Source organism: Pseudoalteromonas sp. P1-11, from assembly GCF_001399995.1.
Classification (GTDB): domain Bacteria; phylum Pseudomonadota; class Gammaproteobacteria; order Enterobacterales; family Alteromonadaceae; genus Pseudoalteromonas; species Pseudoalteromonas atlantica.
On the sequence record NZ_LJSP01000001.1, the window covers coordinates 245,070 to 265,236 of the forward strand.

Below are 20,167 nucleotides of genomic sequence, written 5' to 3' on the forward strand. Positions count from 1 at the left end.
AAGTTTAATACCAATGCCACAAGCACAGCTTGGCAAACTTTTTGCTCGATAATAGGCTAAAAAGGAGCAAACAATGAGCAAACCTAAACGGGGACAACATGCCGAGCAGCCAGTGCACATTCCGGTTATTGGTTGGTGGGACATAGCCAAACGTATTTTTAAGCAAATGAGCCAAGATAACTTATCGCTGGTTGCAGCGGGCGTTGCGTTTTATGCCTTACTTGCTATTTTTCCTGCTATTGCGGCAATGGTTTCTGTGTATGCGTACTTTTCATCGCCCACCGATATTAGTGAACACTTAAGTAAAATAGTTACCTTATTACCGCAAAGCACGAGCGATTTAATTTTATCTCAGGTCTCGAGCTTGGCTCAAACCTCTAACGCCAGTTTAAGCTTAAGTGCAATTGGTACACTTATTCTTACTATTTGGAGTAGCTCTAAAGGCAGCCAAGCGCTTATTACTGCCTGTAATATTAGTTATCATGAATACGAAAAACGCTCATTTTTTCATGCTCAGTTAGTACGTTTTTTATTTTCGGTAGGGGCTATTTTAGTGGCTATTTTTGCTTTGCTAATTATAGGTATTTTACCCATAGTACTTAATTTAGTGGGCTTAAAAGAAAGTATAGACTTACTAATAAAGTTAATATCGTGGCCATTACTCGCCTTTATGTTTAATTTTGCATTGGTGCTTTTGTATCGCTATGCACCACACCGAAAACCCGCTAAATGGCGCTGGATCACACTTGGCTCGTGTATTGCGACTGTATTATGGATTTTAGCCTCAATTGGTTTTTCGTTTTATGTGTCTCACTTTGCAAGCTACAACGAAACGTATGGTTCGTTAGGCGGGGTAGTGATTATGCTAATGTGGCTCTATATAAGTGCCTATATTATTACGCTTGGGGCGGTAATAAATGCGGCAACCGAACAACAAACAGCAAAAGATAGTACCAAAGGCCCCGCTAAAGAACGCGGTAAACGCGGCGCCTATGTTGCTGATCACCTTGATGTAGATGAGCCGACAAACTCTTAGCCGGGCTCATTATTGCACAAGCTTATGAGATGCTGAGTAAATGCTTGGCCAACGGGGCCTAAACGGTCATTGTCGGTGCACATTAAATAAAGCTTTAAGGAGCGGGTTGTACCTTGCTCTAAATTAAGGTGCTTAAGTGTGTTGTTTTTAAGATAAGGTTTAATTTGTGCACTAGGCAGCCATGCATAACCAAAGTTTTGGCTAACCATATCAATAGAGTTACGTAAGTGACTCACTGTCCAGCGCATATCAGCCCCAAGCCAGCCGTCGTCGTGGCTAGTGTGGGTGGCCGAATCGCGAACAACTATTTGCCTGTGTAATTTAAGCTCTCTGTAGGTCAGTGGTTCAGTGCGCTGGTGTAAGGGGTGATCAGTGTGCGCAACGGCAATAAATTCTATATCGCACAAACTATGGCAATTAATGCCATAAAGCGCAATAGAGGTAATTGCTAAGTCGACCACTGCATTGGTAAGTAATTCGTTTGCGCCGTTAAGTACGCTTTCTATCAGTTCTATTTTTACCAGTGGGTATTGCTCATTAATATGGCTTAGCGCTTGGTACAATAAATGCTGCGGAAACACTTCATCTACTGCTATTTTTAATGTGCTTTCAATACCTTCGCTTAACGTATTAGCAACCGATTCTATTTTGCTGGCTTCATCTATTAAAAATTCAGCGCGGCGCAATATAAGCTTACCGTTTTCGGTTAAATACGCTTTACGGCCTTTTACTTCAAGCAATTTTACTTGCAGTGCCGACTCTAACTTTTGCACTGCATGGTGCACGGTTGATTGGCTTTTAAATACCGCGCTGCTAGCACCGGCAAATCCACCATGTTCTACAACAGCTTTAAACATTCTCCATTGCTCGAGTGTTGCCTTTGCCATTTTAAACCTTGTTACTACTTACTATTGATTAAACTACCTGACCGTGTAGGCATTCTATTTATTGCGTAACTACTTATTTATTATTGGCAATAACCATTTTTTTGCTGCTCAGCAGCGTCATAAACTCTTTTTTAGGGACTGGCCTTGAAAACAAATAACCTTGCCCGTAGTCGCATCCTGCTTTTAGTAGTAGCTGCATTTGTTGCTGCGTTTCAATTCCTTCGGCAATAACTTTTAGGCCAAGCTGGTGGGCCATTACAATAATGGCTTCACATAAAGCAAGCTCCTGGCTCCCTGCCTTAATATTATCAATAAAGCGTTTATCTATTTTTAGGTAATCGGTATCCATTTCTTGCAGGTACGCGAGCGATGAATAGCCGGTGCCAAAGTCATCTAGCGCTAATTGCACACCTGACTGGACTAATGTTTTTAAGCGACTTTGAGTTAGTGGCTCTGGGTTAACCATAAGGCCTTCTGTGATCTCGGCCACAATAGAGGAGGCAGGTAGCTTGGCTGCTTTTAAAATCTCACACCAATCGTCAATTCCGCTATCGATTGTTGATAACTGCACAGGAGAGACATTTATACTAATTTGAAATTGCTCCCCCATGGTGGTGTTTATTTCTTTTAGGGTGTGTATTGCTTGTGTAAATACAAATTGACCCAGCGCATTTATTTGCCTAGTTTCCTCTGCAAGAGGTATAAACGTCGCCGGCGAGACTAACCCCTTTTTAGGGTGATGCCAGCGAATAAGCCCTTCGGCTTTATGAATGTGCAAATCGTTTAATGCCACAATAGGCTGATAAAATAGCTCAAATTGTTCAAGCTCTATGGCGGTGCGTAAATCTTTTAATAGCTGCATACGCGCTTGCGCATGAATACGCATATCTTTTGAAAAAAACTCAAACCCATTACGGCCGTTATTTTTAGCTTTATACATGGCTTGGTCGGCAGCTTTTAATAGCAGCTCTGTACTTTGGCCATCGCTAGGTGCGCATGCAATGCCCATACTAGCGCTAATAAATAGCTCCTCGTCTTCAAGTTGTATACTTGATGAAAGGCTTTGCAATATATTGCTGGCAATTTGGTTTATATGGCGACTGCTTTTAACATGGTCATATACAATCACAAACTCATCACCGCCAATACGCGCGACAAAACTGGCGTTTATTGCAGCTTGAATTATCCGTTGAGAAACTAACTTAAGTAGATTATCACCATAATGATGGCCTAACGTGTCGTTAATATCTTTAAAGTGATCAATATCGAGCAGCATCACAACAAGTTCGCATTTGTCGCCTGTTACTTCATCAAAACGCTTATTTAAACGCTCTTTAAGCTCTAGCCTATTTGGTAAATCAGTTAAGTGGTCGAAGTGAGTTTTTCGCCATATGGTTTCATCGGCTTGTTTTTTTTCTGTTAGGTCGGTAAAAATGGCCACCCGGCGAGTAGGCATGTTTTTATCATCGTAAACGGTATCTATGATCAGAAATTCGGTATAGGTGTCGCCATTTTTTTTACGATTAATTATCTCACCCTGCCAACGGCCAGTTTCTCTGAGCTCTGCCCACATTTTTTCATAAAATGCTTTTGAGTGTTTGCCAGATGCTAAAATCCGACTGGTTTTACCTATCGCTTCTTCTTTGCTGTATTGGGTTGTTTCGCAAAACGCAGGGTTTACGTCATAAATAATGCCGTCGGGGTCTGTAATCATCATCCCTTCACTACTATTACTGTAAACAAGCGACGCTAAATGAAGTGCTTTTTCGTTGACCTTTTTTTGGCTTATATCTCTAAGAACAATAATGTATTCATTATTAGTGAGTGCATTGATTCTTGCCTCAAAAAAGTGCTCTTTAGATTTTTTAAACAATGTAAACTCAATGGTTTGTGAACCCTCTAAAGTACCTAAATGAGAAAGCAGTAACTCTGCGTTGGCCTCAGAGAGTACATCAACTAATTTTAAAACTTTGCCTGTCTCAACGTTTAGCACAGGGCTAATATAGCCGCCAATATAAAGGATTTTGCCTTGGGCATTTATACGTATGTAGGTATCGGGTAAAGCATTTAATAAGCTCATTAACTCGTTGTGCTTATTTTTTAATTTAGCCTCTGCAGATAACCGGGTTTGTGCCATAACAGCAAAACGGTCATAAAGCGCACGCAGCTCTGGGCTGTTAGGCTTTTTAATATGTTTGGGCATAGTGCCATTTGCCAGTTCATCTGTGGCTTTGGTTAAATTAGCGATAGGCTTAAATATACTTTGTTTAATTAAGCGCCTAGCTAGCAACACCAACAGGGCAATAGCCGATAAAAACGCAAAAATGGTTTTAGCAAAGCTTTCATTCACTTTATTAATAAAATCTTCAACCGAAACGGCTATATAAATATCTAAATTATTATCATGGCCGTCTTTGTATATAACTGAGCGATGAAAAACCTGATTTTCGCCTTCTGCATTTTTAAACACGGTTAACGAGCTTTTATCGTGAAGTAAATCTATGTCGGTAATTTTTTGGCCTAAATTACGTGGTTGATTAGGGTAGTTGGCCAGTATTAAGCCGTTAGAGTCGGCAATAACGGCCTTGGCATTGTTAGGTAATTTTGCTTCGCTTAAGGCGATATTCCACCAATTCAATGCAATAACGGTAACCAGTGTGCCTTTTAGTTGGTTATTACTATCTATAATTGGGTAGGCAAAATTGACACTTTGCGCTTGAATACTTCGGTCGTATTGAAAATACCCCACCGAAAAACTTTTATTACTAATGGCATTTTGAAAATAAGTACGATCGCTAATATTAATATTTTTACTACGACCATTTGTCACGCACTGTAGGTCGCCATTTTTATCAACAATACCTATATTTGCAATATTCTTATAAAGGGCTTTTATTTCGTAAAAGTAATTAGGGCAGGTTGTGGGGAGTGTTTCATTTTTTGCTGTTTTATCGGCTAAATAAATAGTAATACGTTTAACATCATCAACCATTGTTTTTTGATGTTGTGTCAATTGCTTAGCTATATTTACTATTCTTTCTTCACTTTTTTCAATGGCAGCATCACGCTCATACCATAGCGTAAATACCGTCACAGCGGCGCCGGGAATGCTAAGTAGGATGAGTAGCCTATACAGCTGACTTTTAAGCGATGAAGTAAAAATAAGTTTTCCTTAAGCTCTGCGTCCCTAAAAAGTGATTGTAGACATAAAAGCCAAAAATAACCATACAAAATATAGGGTTGCACTAAAAAGTTATTAGAAATCAGCTTAAGTCTGTGTTTTTAATCATGAAGCTTATTATGCCAAATAAACGAATTATCAAAATAAGCACTCAACTTTCTAAAAAATAGAATGTTTTGCTCGATTTAAAGACATAGTCGTATTGTTTTATGAATGCTTTAATAAGCTCATTAATTAATCTACTACAGTATTTTAAATATGAACATAGCAAAAGTGTTAACTGCTTACGCCACCCAAGATGGTGATGGTGTAAACATAAGTCGAATACCTGGTTTTGATGGCAAATATCTCGACCCTTTTTTAATGATTGATGAGCTAAAGTCTAACAATGAAAGTGACTATATTGGTGGCTTTCCACCGCACCCTCATCGCGGCATTGAAACCTTTACGTACATTATTAAAGGTGGCTTTGAACACCAAGATCAAATGGGTAACAAAAAAGCGATCCGATCTGGTGATGTACAATGGATGAGTACAGGTAGAGGCGTAATGCACAGTGAAATGCCACTGACAGATGCAAAAGAGGGGCTGCATGGCTTTCAAATTTGGATCAATATGCCCAGTGGCGAAAAAATGCGTGCGCCACGTTATCAAGATACTACACAAAATCCAGCGCCTGAAGTCACTAACAAGCACGGCGTGAGCTTTAGCGCACTTGCGGGTAATTGGCAGTTTGAAGATTGTACGTTAACGTCGAGTTTGCAAAGCTTAGCGGCCAATGCTGCACTGGCCAATGTTACTCTCCCTGTTAATACACGCATGCAGTTAGCAGGGCTTAAACAACGTAAAGTGATGATTTATGTTCATACAGGTGAGCTTATTACAGGTGACGAGCAAACATTTAATGCTGGCAAGTTGCTTATATTAAGTGAAAACAGTGACATTGATATATCTTCACAAAAGGGGGCGGGGATACTTATTTTAGCGGGTAACCCACTTGAGCAACCTATTGCACATATGGGCCCATTTGTAATGACCACGCAAGAGGAAATTAAACAAGCGGTGCGTGATTATCAAAACGGCGAATTTGGCAACATTTAATAGTTAATTGAGGAGGTTATTATGGGTTTATTAGTTGATGGTCAATGGCATGACAAATGGTACGACACCGACTCGAATAATGGTAAATTTAAACGCGAAGCAGCGCAGCTTCGTAATTGGATCACAAAAGATGGCAGCCCTGGACCTACAGGAAACGGCGGATTTAAAGCGCAAGCAAATCGCTATCACTTATATGTTGCCTTAGCGTGCCCGTGGGCGCATCGCACACTTATATTCAGACAGCTAAAAGGCCTAAGCGATATTATTAGCGTATCGGTAGTCAGCCCAGATATGTTAGATAAGGGGTGGAGCTTTGATAAAGATAACCTCAGTAGCGGCGATGATTTATTTAATAGTGAATACTTACATCAAATTTATACTAAGCACGATGAAAATTACAGTGGGCGAGTAACTGTGCCTGTGCTTTGGGATAAGCAGCAAAATAAAATTGTTAGTAATGAATCTGCAGATATTATTCGTATGTTTAATACCGCATTTAATGAAATTACGAATAATACGGATGACTATTACCCACAATCACTACAAGCTGATATTGACGAAATTAACGACCTTGTTTATACCAATATTAATAATGGGGTATATAAGGCGGGTTTTGCAACCACACAAACAGCATACGAAGATGCATTTACTGCGTTATTTAAAGCACTTGATAAAGTAGAGGGCATACTAAGTAAAAATCGTTACCTGATGGGGAGCACATTAACTGAAGCGGATTGGCGTTTATTTACCACACTCATTCGGTTCGATAGCGTGTATGTAGGGCATTTTAAGTGTAATTTACGCACTATTGAAAGCTACCCAGCGCTGAGTAACTATGTACGTGAGTTATACCAAATAGAGGGAGTAGCCAATACGGTTAACCTTGAGCATATTAAGCGACATTACTATTTTAGCCACACGATGATCAACCCAACGCAAATTATACCAAAAGGGCCGGCGTTAAACTTTAGCCAAAATCATAATAGAGACGAGTTGGGCTAAGAGGTATTAGAAGGCATTAAAGTAAGCGGCAATTGCACTTTTAAAAAAGCTTTTATAAATGCAATTGCTGCTATGCAAATAACTTTACCAGCCAGCCGTATTTTCGCACAAAGCTCGTTTCGCTTTTGCCAGCTTGAACCGTTGCTCCGGCTAAAAAGGCTGATGCCAATCCTACCTTGGTGGCTGCAAAGCGCTTAAAGCGGTACTTTATTGCTGCATGGTGCTGGCGCTTTAATGCATGCTGTAAATCCATTTGCTTATTTAACGTGTCAACGTTCTCATTGGGTTCTTTAATTAGAAAATTAACGAGCATGGTTATTTCCTTATAGATTTAAAAGTTGCTTCACACTTTTAATCGTTTTACTAAAGCCAATTTTATTGCTTAGGTATACGGTATTTCGCCAAAGCCAAATTAAACAAATTATTTGCGCGAGTGCAGCAGTAGCAAAGCTAAGCCAAACCGAGCCAAATAAATCATATACACCGTAGCCAATTGCACCTAGTAAGCCGGCCCACAACAAAATCAAACCACTGGCAAAACATCCTAAAAATATAGTGATCAACGCCATTGATCGTAACGACAGCTTCCACTCAGCTTTTGCAAGTTGGTGGGTAAGCTTTCCTTGCGTTTTATAATCCTCCTTGAGCTGGTTAGAGTATTCAATGATCTTTGCTATATGATCCTGCCAATCATCCTTTTGGCTAGGGTCATCTGTTGTTTGATTTTGAGCATTACCGTCCGTGGTTGCTGTTGTTTGTGAGCTACTCATTATTTATTACTTACGACGAAATAGTGACGTTACAAGCATACCCGCCGCAAAAGCAATACCCGCTGTTGCTAGCGGATTTTCTGAGGCAAAAGCACGCGTTTTTGCGCTGCACTCAGTTAGTTTTTCACGAGCAATAAGTTGTTTTTCGCTTAGTGCTTCTGCAGAGCTTGAAGCGCCTTTACGTACGCTTGACTCAGCAACTGATGCCTTGCTTGAAAGTGCATCTACTGCATCGTGTGCTACAGACGTTGCTTTTTCAGTCAACGGTGCCTCACTCTCTTTTTGTTTAAGATCAGGTTTCATGTTTGTTTCAGTATTCGGTTTTGTATTTGTTGCAGTAGCCATAATCAATCCTTAATAAATAAAGTAAAAAAATTTAACTGGTGCTATAGCAGATGCAACGATTAAACCAACCATTAAAAATAATTTAACCACTTGATTTTATTGTTTTTATATATTTAAGGTAGGGTGCGGTAGATTAAATAAAAAGCAGCATGAAGTAAGTATTGCTGCTGTGCTAAGTAAATTTTACATGGCTATAAACCTAGGGCCTGTTTACCTTTCGAGATTTAATTTGCAGCAGTCTGTTTGGGATTTAGGCAAGGTAGAGCCTATGTAGTGTGGTTATTCCCCATAAATAGGCGATAACGACGTATAAATGTCAAACAGGCGCTGCCCGAAGGGTTCTGCCTAGGGGGCATTTACTCTTTGTTACTCGGTTTTTACTTAGCCCACTAGGTTACAAACCTCACGCCGCGATTAAATACCCCCTAGATTGAACAAATTATAATCCTTAAAGGTCAACAGGCCCTAGATTCATTTTTTTGTAATTATTCATTGATTATTCAGTAAGCAAATTATGTAAACCAAACGTTATTAGTATCGCTTAAAAAAAATTTTATCTACTACCTCCACTTTTTCCCACGTAATTCAATCGCTTTGCGTAAAGCCTTATTTTTTCTAGCTTAGCGAGACGTTAAAGCTGGTCAGCTTACTTGACAAAAAGGCTTGTCAAGCCCTAAACTGGAGCACTGTGGTAAAAAGTGGTTTTTAGTGGATCTAACTGGATCAAATTAATCGAAACTCGATTACACAATTTAAAAGTAGGCTTTTTATGTTTCGTGGCGCTAGTTCACTGAGCTTGGATGATAAAGGACGTTTTGCGGTACCGACTAAGTACCGAGACGCTTTGCTGTCTGAAGATCAAGGAACGGTAATATGTACCATTGCGCTAAACGAACCGTGTTTATGGTTGTATCCTCTTGCACAGTGGCAAGAAATAGAAAGCCGCTTATCTAAAATCTCTAATATGAATCCACGCGCTCGCCGAATGCAACGTATGTTGTTAGGTAATGCCACAGAGTATCAACTTGATAAAAATGGTCGAATTTTGCTGGCGCCTTCATTGCGTAGCCACGCAGAACTTGGCAAAAAGATCATGCTAGTTGGTTTAATGAATAAATTTGAAATTTGGGATGAAGCGCGTTGGCACGAACAAATGCGCCAAGACACTGAGCTGGAAAGGCTCGGCGATTTTGAAGCAAACCAAGATTTAGATAATTTCACACTCTAACGGCACTAAAAAAGGCAAACACAAGCTAATGACTGCGCAATTTGAACACGTATCCGTATTAATGGACGAAACCATCGATGCTCTTGCAATTAAGCCAGACGGCATATACATGGATGGTACTTTTGGACGTGGCGGACACTCAGGTCAAATACTTGCTCGACTTGGTGAGCAAGGGCGTTTACAGGCCATTGATCAAGACCCACAAGCAATAAAGTCGGCTGAAAAATTTGCCGATGACGCACGCTTTGCTATAGCTCACACCCGCTTTTCTAACTTATACGATGTTGCAGAGCAAAACGATCTGTTAGGTAAAGTTGATGGCATTTTATTAGATATTGGCGTGTCCTCACCCCAGCTTGATGACGCAGAGCGTGGCTTTAGCTTTATGAAAGACGGCCCTCTTGATATGCGCATGGACCCAACAAGTGGGCGCAGTGCAGCGCAGTGGCTAGCCGAAGCTGAGCTTGAAGACATTACCCATGTAATTAAAACCTACGGTGAAGAAAAATTTGGTAAGCGTATTGCCCACAAAGTACTTGAGGTAAGAGAGCACATGCCAATTACCACAACTAAGCAACTTGCCGATTTAGTCGATGAAGCGGTGCCCGTTAAAGATAAATTTAAACACCCAGCCACACGTACATTTCAGGCAATCAGAATTTACATAAACAGTGAGCTGGAAGAAATTCAAACCGCACTGCAAGCCGCTGTAAAAGTATTAAAGCCAGGTGGGCGTTTAGTGGTTATTTCGTTTCATTCACTTGAAGACAGAATAGTGAAGCAATTTATTAGAAAACAGAGTAAGGGAGAAGCGATACCCAGAGGTCTGCCTTTAACCGACGCACAAATAAATAAAAACCTGACGTTAAAAGCAGTGGGTAAAGCTATTAAACCAAGTGCTGAAGAAATAGAGCGTAATCCACGTTCTCGCAGCTCAGTACTTAGGATTGCACAGAGGCTTGGATGAACACTAAAGCGAATCATCGCCAACCCAATTTATTTTTAGAAATATTAAAAGGCCTAGGAGCTAACAAGCTAACCTCGGCCTTGTTGGTTGTGATATTCGCTTCAAGCTTTGCAGTAGTGCAGGTTACGCACTCGGCTCGCGCGCAGCTAATTAAGCAAGATACGCTGCTACAAGAGCGAGATGAGCTCGACCTTGAATGGCGTTATTTACTTGTAGAAGAAGAGTTCTATTCGCAGCATGCGCGCATTGAAGAAGTTGCTACCACGCAGCTTCAAATGAAGCGCCCTACCAGTCAGGATGAACAGGTAATAATAATACAATGAGAAATCGCGGCAAAAAACAGGTCAATAACTTAATCACATGGCGCTTTATGTTGGTGTGCACTGTGGTGTTTTTAGTGTTTGTAACACTGGTGTCGCGTGCTGCCTATTTACAAGTTATTGAGCCAGATAAAGCCCGTTCAGAAAGCGATAAACGCACCGTGCGTGTAGAAAAACTACATGTACAACGCGGTATGATCTTCGATCGTCAAGGCAAAGAGCTTGCTGTAAGTGTGCCGGTAGTCAGTGTGTATGCCGATCCTAAAGCATTGCATAAGTCACTTGTTGCTAAAGTTATAAAACAAGCACGTAAAAACGGTGAAGATTATAAAACGCTTGCAGAAAATGCCGCTGAGCTTGATAAGCGTACCTCTGTTTATTATGAAAATGATCTGCGTTGGCGTGAGCTGGCAGATGTATTACGTATCGATCCTAAAAAAATAAATTCGCGTTTGTTAAATGATCCCACCCGTCGTTTTGTGTATTTAAAGCGCCAAGTTACACCGGCTGTTGCCAACTACATTAGCCAATTACGCTTACCTGGTATTCATTTGTTAGATGAGTCTAAACGTTATTACCCCGCGGGAGAGGTAACGGCCCACATTATTGGTTTTACTAACATTGATGGAAAAGGCATAGAAGGCATTGAAAAACTCTACGAAAATGCCTTAACAGGCGAAGAAGGCCGCCGCACTATTCGTAAAGATGCTCAAGGCCGCGAAGTTGAAGTATTAGATGAGCGTGAGCGTGTAGAGCCTGAAAATATTCAGCTGAGTATTGATCAACGTATTCAAGCAATTGCTTATAAAGCAGTAAAATCCGCTGTACTTACGTATAAAGCGACATCGGGGTCGGCCATGGTGGTTGATGTTAAAACCGGTGAAGTTTTGGCCATGGTAAATAGCCCATCATTTAATCCAAATAATTTGAACGATGCACAACCACATAAACGCCGTAACCGCGCAATTACCGATTTGTTTGAACCAGGCTCAACCGTTAAGCCACTAGCCATTTTAGCTGGGCTAGACTACGGCGCAATTAAAGCCGACGACACCATTGATACCTACCCAGGTTGGATGCGTTTAGGCGGCAGTTTAGTAAAAGATACCCGTAACCACGGTGAAATGACGCTTCGCGAAATTTTAAAGTATTCATCAAACATGGGCGTGGCGAAGGTAACGCAGCAAGTACCTAAAGATTACTTAGTTGGCTTATATCAAAAAGTGGGCTTTGGTAGCGATACCGGCACAGGCATGGTCGGCGAAAGTAGTGGTTTATTTTATCCAAACCGCCGCTGGTCTGACTTTGAAATTGCTACGTTATCGTTTGGTTATGCTATTTCGGTAAGTACGGCGCAAATGGCCCGTTTTTACACCATGTTAGGCGCCGGTGGGATTAATCGTCCGTTAACGATTTTAAAGCAAGACGGTGTGCCAGAAGGCGAGCGTATTTTTAAACAAAAAGACGTAGAAGCCGTTGTTCACATGATGGAAAGCGTGTTTGAAAAAGACGGTACAGCCCGAAACATAAAAGTAGATGGCTACCGCGCGGCAGGCAAAACCGGTACTTCTAAAAAGGCGGTTGCTGGTGGTTACGGTGATGAATACGTAGGTTATTTTGCAGGTGTAGCACCGGCAAGTAATCCACGCTTGGCTGTGGTAGTGATGATAAATGAGCCCGGTGGCGATGTGTACTATGGAGGTGCCACCGCAGGCCCTGCATTTGCAGAAATCGTCTCTAACGCATTAAGAATATTAAACGTAGCCCCTGATAAGGAAGAAGTGGCTTACGTAAAAGGTAAAGATAACGATGCGTGATTTAAAGGCTATTTTAAAATACATCGACATAGATGCACCTTCGCAGCTAGTTAAAGATTTACGCCTTGATAGCCGTGATGTAACCCCTGGCGATGTATTTGTGGCCATAAAAGGCCATGCGCTTGATGGCGGACAGTTTATTGCCAAAGCAATTGAAAACGGCGCTACAGCCATTATTGCCGATAGACTGTGTGAATTTGATGTCACTTTTGAGCCACTGTATTTAGTAACTGAGCTTGATAAAAAACTCCCAGAACTGGCGAGTCAATTTTATGAAAACCCAAGCCAATCTCTCGATTTAATTGGTGTAACGGGCACTAATGGCAAATCTACAACAACGGCCATGATGGCGCATTTAGCGCAGTTTTGTAGTACCCCTTCGGCCATTATAGGCACATTAGGTTATGGCCATCCCGATACACTTACGCCACTTATTAATACCACGCCTTCGGCTGTTGACTTGCAGCACATATTGCATGACTTAAAACAGCAGCATAAAAAGCTTGTGGCGATGGAGGTTTCATCGCACGGGTTAGTGCAACAACGTGTGGCTCAATGCCAATTTAAAGCGGCGGTATTTACTAATTTATCGCGCGATCACCTTGACTATCACGGCGATATGGCAAGTTATGGCGACGCTAAGCTTATGCTGTTTCGCGATTTTGACCCACAGCTAGTGGTGCTTAATCAAGACGATGGGCAAGCAGAGCAATGGCTTGAAAAATACAGTTTTAATAACCTTATTTGTTATGGTCGTAAAAATTTAGCGCCGAAAAATGCACAGTATGTGTATTTTTCTGATGTTGAGTATTCTAAAAATGGTATTTCGGCGCAATTGAGCACCAGTTGGGGTGATATTAGCGTAACATCGCCTCTATTTGGTGAGTTTAACTTATATAATTTAACTGCGGCACTGGCAACATTGTTGGGGCTAGGTTATCCGCTTGAGCAGTTAGCCGCCGGATGCGCGCATTTGCACCCCGTTGCTGGGCGTATGCAAGCGTTTAGCGAAGTTAATTTACCTACGTGCGTTGTTGATTACGCCCATACGCCTGATGCGCTTGCTCTGGCTTTACAAGCATTGCAAAAGCATGTGCCTGGTGGGGTTAGTTGTGTTTTCGGTTGTGGCGGCGACAGAGATAAAGGTAAGCGTGCCTTAATGGCGCAAGCGGCAGAGCAAAATGCAGATAAGGTTATTGTTACCAGCGACAATCCGCGTTCAGAAAACCCAGATGCTATTTTGGCAGATGTGGCAGCGGGTTTATCGCAGCCTGAAAAAGCCCATTTAGAGGCTGATAGAGCAAAAGCCATTCGCTATGCAATAGAAAATGCAAATGCGGATGACGTAATTTTAATTGCCGGCAAAGGCCACGAGGATTACCAAATTATTGGCGATCAACGTATCGACTTTTGCGATCGCAGTTATGTAAAAGAACAACTAAAAAAAGCAGTAAGAGGGATAACTCAATGATCCCAATGGACTTTGATTGGCTGGCAAATGTGCTAGCAACCGATTATCTAGGTGATAATCTCAATGTAGTAAATATTAATACCGATACCCGCAGTATTTGCGACGGTGAGGTGTTTTTAGCTTTAAAAGGGCCTAATTTTGATGGCCATAAATTTATTGCTGACGCTAAACAAAAAGGCGCTATTGGCGTTATTGTTCAGCATAAAGTAGATGTAGATATTGTGCAGTTTGTTGTTAGCGATACCCGTATTGCATTAGGCAATATAGGTGCGGCAGTTATGGCGCAGGTTAACCCTAAAACCATTGCTATTACGGGCAGCGTGGGTAAAACAACGGTAAAAGAAATGTGCGCCGCTATTTTATCGGTGCACGGAGATGTGCTTGCTACAAAAGGTAATTTTAATAACGATATTGGCGTACCGCTTACGCTATTACGTTTAGAGCCGCAGCACCGTTTTGCTGTTATAGAGCTTGGCGCTAATCATTTAGGCGAAATTGCTTACACTACCGCCATGGCAAAACCCGATGTAGCTGTGGTGTGTAATGTGGCCGCTGCGCATTTAGAAGGCTTTGGTAGCCTAATGGGGGTTGCTAAGGCAAAAGGTGAGATTTTTGATGGCCTAAAAGACGATGGCGTTGCCATTGTTAACTGCGATAGCGAATTTAGCCAATACTGGCTTGATAAATTAAAAGGGCGCACTGTTAAGTGTTTTTCAAGTACTGAAAAACTTGATATTTGGGCTGAAAATATCAGCCTAGATGAAAACGCTCGCGCGAGCTTTTTATTGTGTACACAAGAGCAAAAAGTACCTGTAACGCTTGCTCTTCCTGGTAAGCACAACGTGAGCAATGCCCTTATTGCCGCGGCTTTAACCAGCGAGTTTGATGTATCACTTGAAGAGATAGCCACCGCACTTGCCACCATGGGCGATGTTAAGGGGCGGGTAAATTTAATAAAAGTAACTGATTCACTGACCGTTATTGATGATACCTACAATGCAAATGTTAAGTCGGTAAAAGCAGCAATTGATTTATTAAGTGATATTCAAGGGCACCGTATTTTAGCTCTGGGCGATATGGGAGAGCTTGGTGAGCAAGCCAGAACTTATCATCAAGAAGTAGGCGAATACGCCAAACAACAAGGCATTGATGAGCTGTATACGCTGGGTGTGTTAAGTAAATACGCAAGCGATGTATTTGATAAGCCAAACCGTCATTTTTCTAACCGCGAAGAGATGCTCAAGCAAATTCAAACCAGTCTTAATAACACAAACAACAAAACCACGCTTGTGGTGAAAGGATCGCGCAGTTCTCGCATGGAATTATTAGTAACCGATTTAGTAAATGGCCAGCAACAAGCCATCAATGGAGTATCATAATGTTAGTTTGGCTGGCAGAGTATTTAACCCAATATTACAGTGGCTTTAATGTTTTTTCGTATTTAACCCTACGTGCCATTTTAGGCATATTAACAGCGTTAATGATGTCGCTTTATTTTGGCCCTAAGCTCATTCGTTCGTTACAAAAAATGCAAATTGGCCAAGTAGTGCGAGATGATGGCCCAGAATCTCACTTATCTAAAAAAGGTACTCCTACTATGGGAGGCTTACTTATTTTAGGCGCCATATTTACCAGCACCTTATTATGGGCTGATTTATCAAACAAATACGTATGGGCAACCTTATTTGTAATTGGCTCATTAGGTTTAGTGGGCTTTATAGATGACTACCGCAAAGTAATACGTAAAGACCCTAAAGGGCTAATTGCTAAATGGAAGTATTTTTGGCAATCGGTTATTGCTCTAGTGGTGGCAACTGCACTGTATGCAACGAGTACACAAGCGTCAGAAACCTCACTTGTTGTGCCATTTTTTAAAGATGTATTGCCACAACTAGGCTTGTTTTACATTGTAATTACTTACTTTGCATTAGTAGGCACTTCAAACGCGGTAAATCTGACTGATGGCTTAGATGGCCTGGCGATAGTGCCTACTATTTTAGTGGCTGCTGCACTGGCGATAATTGCTTATTTAACCGGTAATATTAACTTTTCGGCTTACTTACATATCCCGCATTTACCGCTTGCTAGTGAGCTGGTGGTTGTGTGTACCGCTATTGTTGGCGCTGGGTTAGGCTTTTTATGGTTTAACACATACCCAGCACAAGTGTTTATGGGTGATGTAGGGTCGCTGGCACTTGGCGGCGCGCTGGGCATTATTGCTATTTTAGTACGCCAAGAGCTACTGCTTATTATTATGGGTGGCGTGTTTGTGATGGAAGCTTTATCGGTAATTTTACAAGTGGGCTCATACAAATTACGCGGACAGCGCATTTTTAGAATGGCGCCGATTCATCATCATTACGAGCTAAAAGGTTGGCCAGAGCCACGTGTTATTGTGCGCTTTTGGATAATTTCAATTGTGCTAGTACTTGCTGGCCTTGCGACATTAAAGATTCGATAAATGCAGTATTTAAACGAGATAAAAAACAAACATATAACAGTGCTCGGACTCGGTGTAACCGGTCTGGGCATTGTGCGTTTTTTATTATCTCATGGTTTTGCACCCAAGGTCGTTGATAGCCGTGTTGCGCCACCAGGTATGGATTGGCTAAGCGAGCATGCTCCTGAGCTTAATACGCATTTTGGTGATTTAGCTAGCGCCGCGCTTTGTAAAACCGACATGATCATCATAAGCCCCGGGCTTAGCTTAAAAATTCCCGCAATTGCTCAAGCAATAGAGTCAGGCATTGAAGTAATTGGTGATGTAGAGCTGTTTGCTCGTATAAATACAAAACCGGTTGTTGCTGTTACAGGATCTAATGGTAAATCAACCGTTGTTACCTTAGCCTACGAGGTATTAAAAGCAGCAGGTTATAAGGTGGCATTAGGTGGCAATATTGGCACTGCGGTATTGGATTTACTAAGTGATGATTTTGATGTGTATGTGCTTGAGCTTTCGAGTTTTCAGCTGGATACCTGCTCAAGCTTAAAACCAATAAGCGCAGCGGTATTAAATATATCTGAAGATCATTTAGATCGTTACGACAGCTACCAAGCCTATATCGACTCTAAATTAAGTATTTATAACAATGCTGAGCTTTTAGTAACCAACGCAGATGATATTCAAACTAAGCCTATTAGTCGCGCTTTAGCGCCGCAAATGAGCTTTGGCACCGACCAAGGTGATTACCACTTAGCTGAGCGCAATAATGAGCTGCACTTTATAGTAAAAGGCGAGGCGTACTTACCTGTTAGCACGCTTGCGGTCGTTGGTAAGCACAATTACTTAAATACACTTGCGGTTATGGCGTTATTAAGCCCGTTTGATATTAGTAAAGAACAGTACGCAGCGGCGCTTTCTCAATTCAATGGTTTAGCGCACCGTTGCCAGTTTGTTGATGAGCAACATGGTGTTCAATACTTTAACGACTCTAAAGCCACCAATGTTGGCGCCACTATAGCGGCAATAGATAGTTTGGCCTCAGATCACGAAAACCTGATTGTTATAGCCGGTGGTGATGCTAAAGGCGCTGATTTAAGTGCGTTAAAGCCATATATAAAAAGTCATGTAAAAGCGCTTGTATGCTTTGGTAAAGATGCAGCAGAGCTTGCTGCTTTAACGAGTAAATCGCACTTAGTAAACACAATGCAAGAGGCGGTATCGCTCGCTAAAGTACTTAGCAAGCGCGGTGACATTGTACTACTTGCCCCTGCCTGTGCCAGCATTGATATGTATAACAACTACATGCAACGCGGTGATGACTTTGTGCAATGTGTAATGGAAGGGCAATTATGATTGCCTTTGCCGATTTAAAAGAAACACTCACCCCAAAACCCTCAGCACAGCTTTACGATGTGCCACTGCTTTATTGCATGTTAATGCTTATAGGGGTGGGTTTTATAATGGTGACCAGCGCCTCAATGCCCACAGCCGAAAGGCTGTTTGATAACTCATACCATATTACCATTCGCCACAGCATGTTTTTAGCGATGGCATTTGTTTTATTTTGGATTGCCGCCAGCGTGCCTATGGATTGGTGGAAACGCTCAAACCCGTATTTGTTGCTGCTTGGTATGGTGCTACTTATTGCCGTGTTAATAATAGGCCGCGAAGTCAACGGCGCTAAGCGTTGGATACCCATTGGACCTGTTGGTTTTCAGGTAGCCGAGGCCGCTAAATTATACTTTTTCAGTTATATAGCCGGCTACTTGGTAAGAAAGCGCGAAGAAGTACAAGAAAATATTAAAGGCTTTGCTAAGCCTATCGCTGTATTTGCGGTATATGCCTTACTTATTTTACTGCAGCCCGATTTAGGAACCGTGGTGGTTATGTTTGTAACAACTGTGGGGCTATTATTTTTGGCCGGCGCAAAGTTATGGCAGTTTTTTGTACTTATTTTAACGGGCGTAGGGCTTGTTGTATTACTGATTATTGTAGAGCCATACAGAATGGCGCGAGTGGTGGGCTTTTTAGACCCTTGGGAAGACCCATTTGGTAAAGGGTATCAGTTAGTGCAGTCGCTTATGGCCTACAGCCAAGGCGGCTGGTTTGGCCAAGGGTTAGGTAACAGCGTGCAAAAGTTACAGTATTTACCCGAGGCGCATAACGATTTTATTTTTGCCGTTATAGGTGAAGAGCTAGGCCTTGTAGGTGTAGCAAGTATTTTATGTGTGTTGGCTGTGTTTGTATTTAGGGCGCTTTTAATAGGCCAACAAGCTTTAAAATGTGGCAAAGAATACGAAGGCTATTTTGCGTTTGCTATTGGCATTTGGTTTGCGTTTCAAACCATGGTTAATGTAGGCGCCAGTGCAGGGTTATTACCGACTAAAGGGTTAACCTTGCCGTTTATTTCGTATGGTGGTTCAAGTTTATTAATAATGACGATTGCCACCGGTATTTTATTGCGTGTTGATTTTGAAACTAAAATGGCAACCAAACAAGCCACCTCACGCGGAGGTAAGCGATGAGTAAAAAATTAGTAGTTGTGGCCGGTGGTACAGGCGGACATATATTCCCAGGTATTGCTGTAGCCGATTATTTAAAAGAGCAAGGCTGGCAAGTAAGCTGGATAGGCACGCCAGACAGAATGGAAGCAGATGTTGTACCAAAGCATAACATTGAGATTGATTTTATAAATGTAAAGGGCGTACGCGGTAATGGCTTAAAGCGTCTTATTAAAGCCCCATTCATGGTACTTAATGCAATATTACAGGCGCGTAAGGTATTGAAATCTCAGCAACCTGATGTAGTGCTTGCTATGGGCGGCTATGTAACCGGGCCAACCGGCATTGCCGCTAAAAGTTTAGGCATTCCACTGGTGATTCATGAGCAAAATGCAGTAGCAGGAATGAGCAACAAGTGGTTGGCAAAATTTGCTAACAGAGTACTTGCTGCGTTTCCAAGCGCCTTTGCACCAGGGCAAGCCGAATTAGTCGGTAACCCAGTACGTGCAAGCGTTGCTAATGTAGCTAAACGTGATGTTTCAAGCCCTATTAATATTTTAGTGGTAGGTGGCTCGTTAGGCGCACAAGTGCTTAACCAAACACTGCCAGGGGCGTTTAATTTACTTGCTAAAACAGCGCCAATTAAAGTGTGGCACCAAACAGGTAAAGGCCATATTGAGGGTGTGAAAAGCGCGTATGCGAAAAACAACATTACAGATGAAGACCTAAAAGTTGCTGAATTTATAGATGATATGGACGCCGCCTATGCGTGGGCCGATATTGTGATTTGCCGTGCTGGTGCACTGACTGTTAGTGAAATTGCCGCCGCGGGTAAAATGGCTGTGTTTGTGCCGTTTCCACATGCGGTAGACGATCATCAAACCGCCAACGCAAAGTATTTAGTAACCGCAAATGGCGCGCTTTTAATGCCTCAGCCGCAGTTTAATAAAGATTCAATAGTTGAGCTATTAAACCCGTATTTGGCAAAGCCTATATTAATTAAACAAATGGCCAGCAATGCTAAGCAGCAAGCCATTTTAGATGCCACAGCAAGCGTTGCCTCGCACTGTGAGCAAGTAACAAATAAGAGAAAATAAG

At 41.8% G+C, this 20,167-nt stretch carries 18 protein-coding genes; 13 read left to right on the top strand and 5 right to left on the bottom strand.

All coding sequences use genetic code 11. The annotated features are described in order from the left end of the window. The first annotated feature begins 73 nt into the window (after window positions 1-73). Window positions 74-1,036 carry a YihY/virulence factor BrkB family protein gene (locus AN390_RS01125; protein WP_004589124.1) on the top strand — a complete coding sequence of 321 codons (963 nt, stop codon included), beginning with the start codon at window positions 74-76 and terminating at the stop codon, window positions 1,034-1,036. Here the strand turns inward: AN390_RS01125 and AN390_RS01130 are convergent. Together AN390_RS01130 and AN390_RS01135 are read right to left on the bottom strand one after the other, a co-directional pair. Then, window positions 1,033-1,923 (bottom strand): LysR family transcriptional regulator, encoded by an 891-nt coding sequence (locus AN390_RS01130; protein WP_055252734.1) that lies wholly within the window; start codon window positions 1,921-1,923, stop codon window positions 1,033-1,035. The two genes, AN390_RS01125 and AN390_RS01130, sit on opposite strands and share 4 nt — an antisense overlap. Window positions 1,924-1,996: 73 nt before the next feature. Then, a complete protein-coding gene (locus tag AN390_RS01135; RefSeq protein WP_095206711.1) occupies window positions 1,997-5,017 on the bottom strand; it encodes an EAL domain-containing protein in 3,021 nt (1,006 codons plus the stop codon). A gap of 345 nt (window positions 5,018-5,362) precedes the next feature. Between AN390_RS01135 and AN390_RS01140 the strand changes: the two genes are divergently transcribed. Both AN390_RS01140 and AN390_RS01145 read left to right on the top strand, forming a co-directional pair. After that, a complete protein-coding gene (locus tag AN390_RS01140) occupies window positions 5,363-6,205 on the top strand; it encodes a pirin family protein (RefSeq protein ID WP_054982314.1) in 843 nt (280 codons plus the stop codon). Between the two features lie 21 nt (window positions 6,206-6,226). Next, entirely contained in the window at window positions 6,227-7,207 is a 981-nt protein-coding gene (locus AN390_RS01145) for a glutathione S-transferase family protein (RefSeq protein WP_055252736.1), read from the top strand. 70 nt (window positions 7,208-7,277) lie between these two features. Here AN390_RS01145 and AN390_RS01150 read toward each other — a convergent pair whose 3' ends face one another. Genes AN390_RS01150 through AN390_RS01160 form a run of 3 tightly spaced genes read right to left on the bottom strand, consistent with a single transcriptional unit; the run spans window position 7,278 to window position 8,322 of the window. After that, window positions 7,278-7,520: a hypothetical protein gene (locus AN390_RS01150; protein ID WP_004589129.1), complete on the bottom strand. Its 243-nt coding sequence runs from the start codon at window positions 7,518-7,520 to the stop codon at window positions 7,278-7,280. A gap of 10 nt (window positions 7,521-7,530) precedes the next feature. Further along, the gene (locus AN390_RS01155) at window positions 7,531-7,977 is read right to left on the bottom strand and encodes a hypothetical protein (protein ID WP_055252737.1); all 447 of its coding nucleotides are present in this window, start codon (window positions 7,975-7,977) and stop codon (window positions 7,531-7,533) included. 6 nt (window positions 7,978-7,983) lie between these two features. Beyond that, on the bottom strand, window positions 7,984-8,322 hold the full coding sequence (locus AN390_RS01160) for a hypothetical protein (protein WP_004589131.1): 339 nt from the start codon (window positions 8,320-8,322) through the stop codon (window positions 7,984-7,986). A gap of 769 nt (window positions 8,323-9,091) precedes the next feature. On the opposite strand from AN390_RS01160, the gene mraZ reads away from it, so the two are divergent. Genes mraZ through murG form a run of 10 tightly spaced genes read left to right on the top strand, consistent with a single transcriptional unit; the run spans window position 9,092 to window position 20,166 of the window. After that, window positions 9,092-9,550, top strand: a complete 459-nt coding sequence (gene mraZ, locus AN390_RS01165) for a division/cell wall cluster transcriptional repressor MraZ (protein WP_004589407.1) — start codon at window positions 9,092-9,094, stop codon at window positions 9,548-9,550. Between the two features lie 28 nt (window positions 9,551-9,578). Then, window positions 9,579-10,517 carry a 16S rRNA (cytosine(1402)-N(4))-methyltransferase RsmH gene (gene rsmH / locus AN390_RS01170; RefSeq protein ID WP_055252738.1) on the top strand — a complete coding sequence of 313 codons (939 nt, stop codon included), beginning with the start codon at window positions 9,579-9,581 and terminating at the stop codon, window positions 10,515-10,517. Next, window positions 10,514-10,840 (top strand): cell division protein FtsL, encoded by a 327-nt coding sequence (ftsL, locus tag AN390_RS01175; RefSeq protein WP_024033306.1) that lies wholly within the window; start codon window positions 10,514-10,516, stop codon window positions 10,838-10,840. Before rsmH ends, ftsL begins: the two co-directional genes overlap by 4 nt. Then, on the top strand, window positions 10,837-12,654 hold the full coding sequence (locus AN390_RS01180; RefSeq protein ID WP_055252739.1) for a penicillin-binding transpeptidase domain-containing protein: 1,818 nt from the start codon (window positions 10,837-10,839) through the stop codon (window positions 12,652-12,654). The genes ftsL and AN390_RS01180 overlap by 4 nt, the downstream gene beginning before the upstream one ends. Then, window positions 12,647-14,125 carry a UDP-N-acetylmuramoyl-L-alanyl-D-glutamate--2,6-diaminopimelate ligase gene (murE, locus tag AN390_RS01185; RefSeq protein ID WP_054982316.1) on the top strand — a complete coding sequence of 493 codons (1,479 nt, stop codon included), beginning with the start codon at window positions 12,647-12,649 and terminating at the stop codon, window positions 14,123-14,125. The genes AN390_RS01180 and murE overlap by 8 nt, the downstream gene beginning before the upstream one ends. Continuing rightward, window positions 14,122-15,504, top strand: a complete 1,383-nt coding sequence (gene murF / locus AN390_RS01190; protein WP_055252740.1) for a UDP-N-acetylmuramoyl-tripeptide--D-alanyl-D-alanine ligase — start codon at window positions 14,122-14,124, stop codon at window positions 15,502-15,504. Before murE ends, murF begins: the two co-directional genes overlap by 4 nt. Then, window positions 15,504-16,586, top strand: coding sequence for a phospho-N-acetylmuramoyl-pentapeptide-transferase (mraY, locus tag AN390_RS01195; protein ID WP_004589413.1), 1,083 nt, complete (start codon window positions 15,504-15,506; stop codon window positions 16,584-16,586). The genes murF and mraY overlap by 1 nt, the downstream gene beginning before the upstream one ends. Next, window positions 16,587-17,921: a UDP-N-acetylmuramoyl-L-alanine--D-glutamate ligase gene (gene murD, locus AN390_RS01200; RefSeq protein ID WP_055252741.1), complete on the top strand. Its 1,335-nt coding sequence runs from the start codon at window positions 16,587-16,589 to the stop codon at window positions 17,919-17,921. Further along, window positions 17,918-19,093 (top strand): cell division protein FtsW, encoded by a 1,176-nt coding sequence (ftsW, locus tag AN390_RS01205; RefSeq protein WP_004589415.1) that lies wholly within the window; start codon window positions 17,918-17,920, stop codon window positions 19,091-19,093. Before murD ends, ftsW begins: the two co-directional genes overlap by 4 nt. After that, window positions 19,090-20,166, top strand: a complete 1,077-nt coding sequence (gene murG, locus AN390_RS01210; RefSeq protein WP_055252742.1) for an undecaprenyldiphospho-muramoylpentapeptide beta-N-acetylglucosaminyltransferase — start codon at window positions 19,090-19,092, stop codon at window positions 20,164-20,166. Before ftsW ends, murG begins: the two co-directional genes overlap by 4 nt. Window position 20,167: the final 1 nt, after the last annotated feature.

What these genes read in the sequence shown, in the direction of transcription:
- AN390_RS01145 (WP_055252736.1), top strand. Translation starts at nt 6,227, where the DNA reads ATGGGTTTATTAGTTGATGGTCAATGGCATGACAAATGGTACGACACC.
- AN390_RS01125 (WP_004589124.1), top strand. Translation starts at nt 74, where the DNA reads ATGAGCAAACCTAAACGGGGACAACATGCCGAGCAGCCAGTGCACATT.
- rsmH (WP_055252738.1), top strand. Translation starts at nt 9,579, where the DNA reads ATGACTGCGCAATTTGAACACGTATCCGTATTAATGGACGAAACCATC.
- AN390_RS01140 (WP_054982314.1), top strand. Translation starts at nt 5,363, where the DNA reads ATGAACATAGCAAAAGTGTTAACTGCTTACGCCACCCAAGATGGTGAT.
- ftsL (WP_024033306.1), top strand. Translation starts at nt 10,514, where the DNA reads ATGAACACTAAAGCGAATCATCGCCAACCCAATTTATTTTTAGAAATA.
- murG (WP_055252742.1), top strand. Translation starts at nt 19,090, where the DNA reads ATGAGTAAAAAATTAGTAGTTGTGGCCGGTGGTACAGGCGGACATATA.
- AN390_RS01150 (WP_004589129.1), bottom strand. Translation starts at nt 7,520, where the DNA reads ATGCTCGTTAATTTTCTAATTAAAGAACCCAATGAGAACGTTGACACG.
- murF (WP_055252740.1), top strand. Translation starts at nt 14,122, where the DNA reads ATGATCCCAATGGACTTTGATTGGCTGGCAAATGTGCTAGCAACCGAT.
- AN390_RS01160 (WP_004589131.1), bottom strand. Translation starts at nt 8,322, where the DNA reads ATGGCTACTGCAACAAATACAAAACCGAATACTGAAACAAACATGAAA.
- mraZ (WP_004589407.1), top strand. Translation starts at nt 9,092, where the DNA reads ATGTTTCGTGGCGCTAGTTCACTGAGCTTGGATGATAAAGGACGTTTT.
- AN390_RS01130 (WP_055252734.1), bottom strand. Translation starts at nt 1,923, where the DNA reads ATGGCAAAGGCAACACTCGAGCAATGGAGAATGTTTAAAGCTGTTGTA.
- murD (WP_055252741.1), top strand. Translation starts at nt 16,587, where the DNA reads ATGCAGTATTTAAACGAGATAAAAAACAAACATATAACAGTGCTCGGA.
- murE (WP_054982316.1), top strand. Translation starts at nt 12,647, where the DNA reads ATGCGTGATTTAAAGGCTATTTTAAAATACATCGACATAGATGCACCT.
- ftsW (WP_004589415.1), top strand. Translation starts at nt 17,918, where the DNA reads ATGATTGCCTTTGCCGATTTAAAAGAAACACTCACCCCAAAACCCTCA.
- AN390_RS01180 (WP_055252739.1), top strand. Translation starts at nt 10,837, where the DNA reads ATGAGAAATCGCGGCAAAAAACAGGTCAATAACTTAATCACATGGCGC.
- mraY (WP_004589413.1), top strand. Translation starts at nt 15,504, where the DNA reads ATGTTAGTTTGGCTGGCAGAGTATTTAACCCAATATTACAGTGGCTTT.
- AN390_RS01155 (WP_055252737.1), bottom strand. Translation starts at nt 7,977, where the DNA reads ATGAGTAGCTCACAAACAACAGCAACCACGGACGGTAATGCTCAAAAT.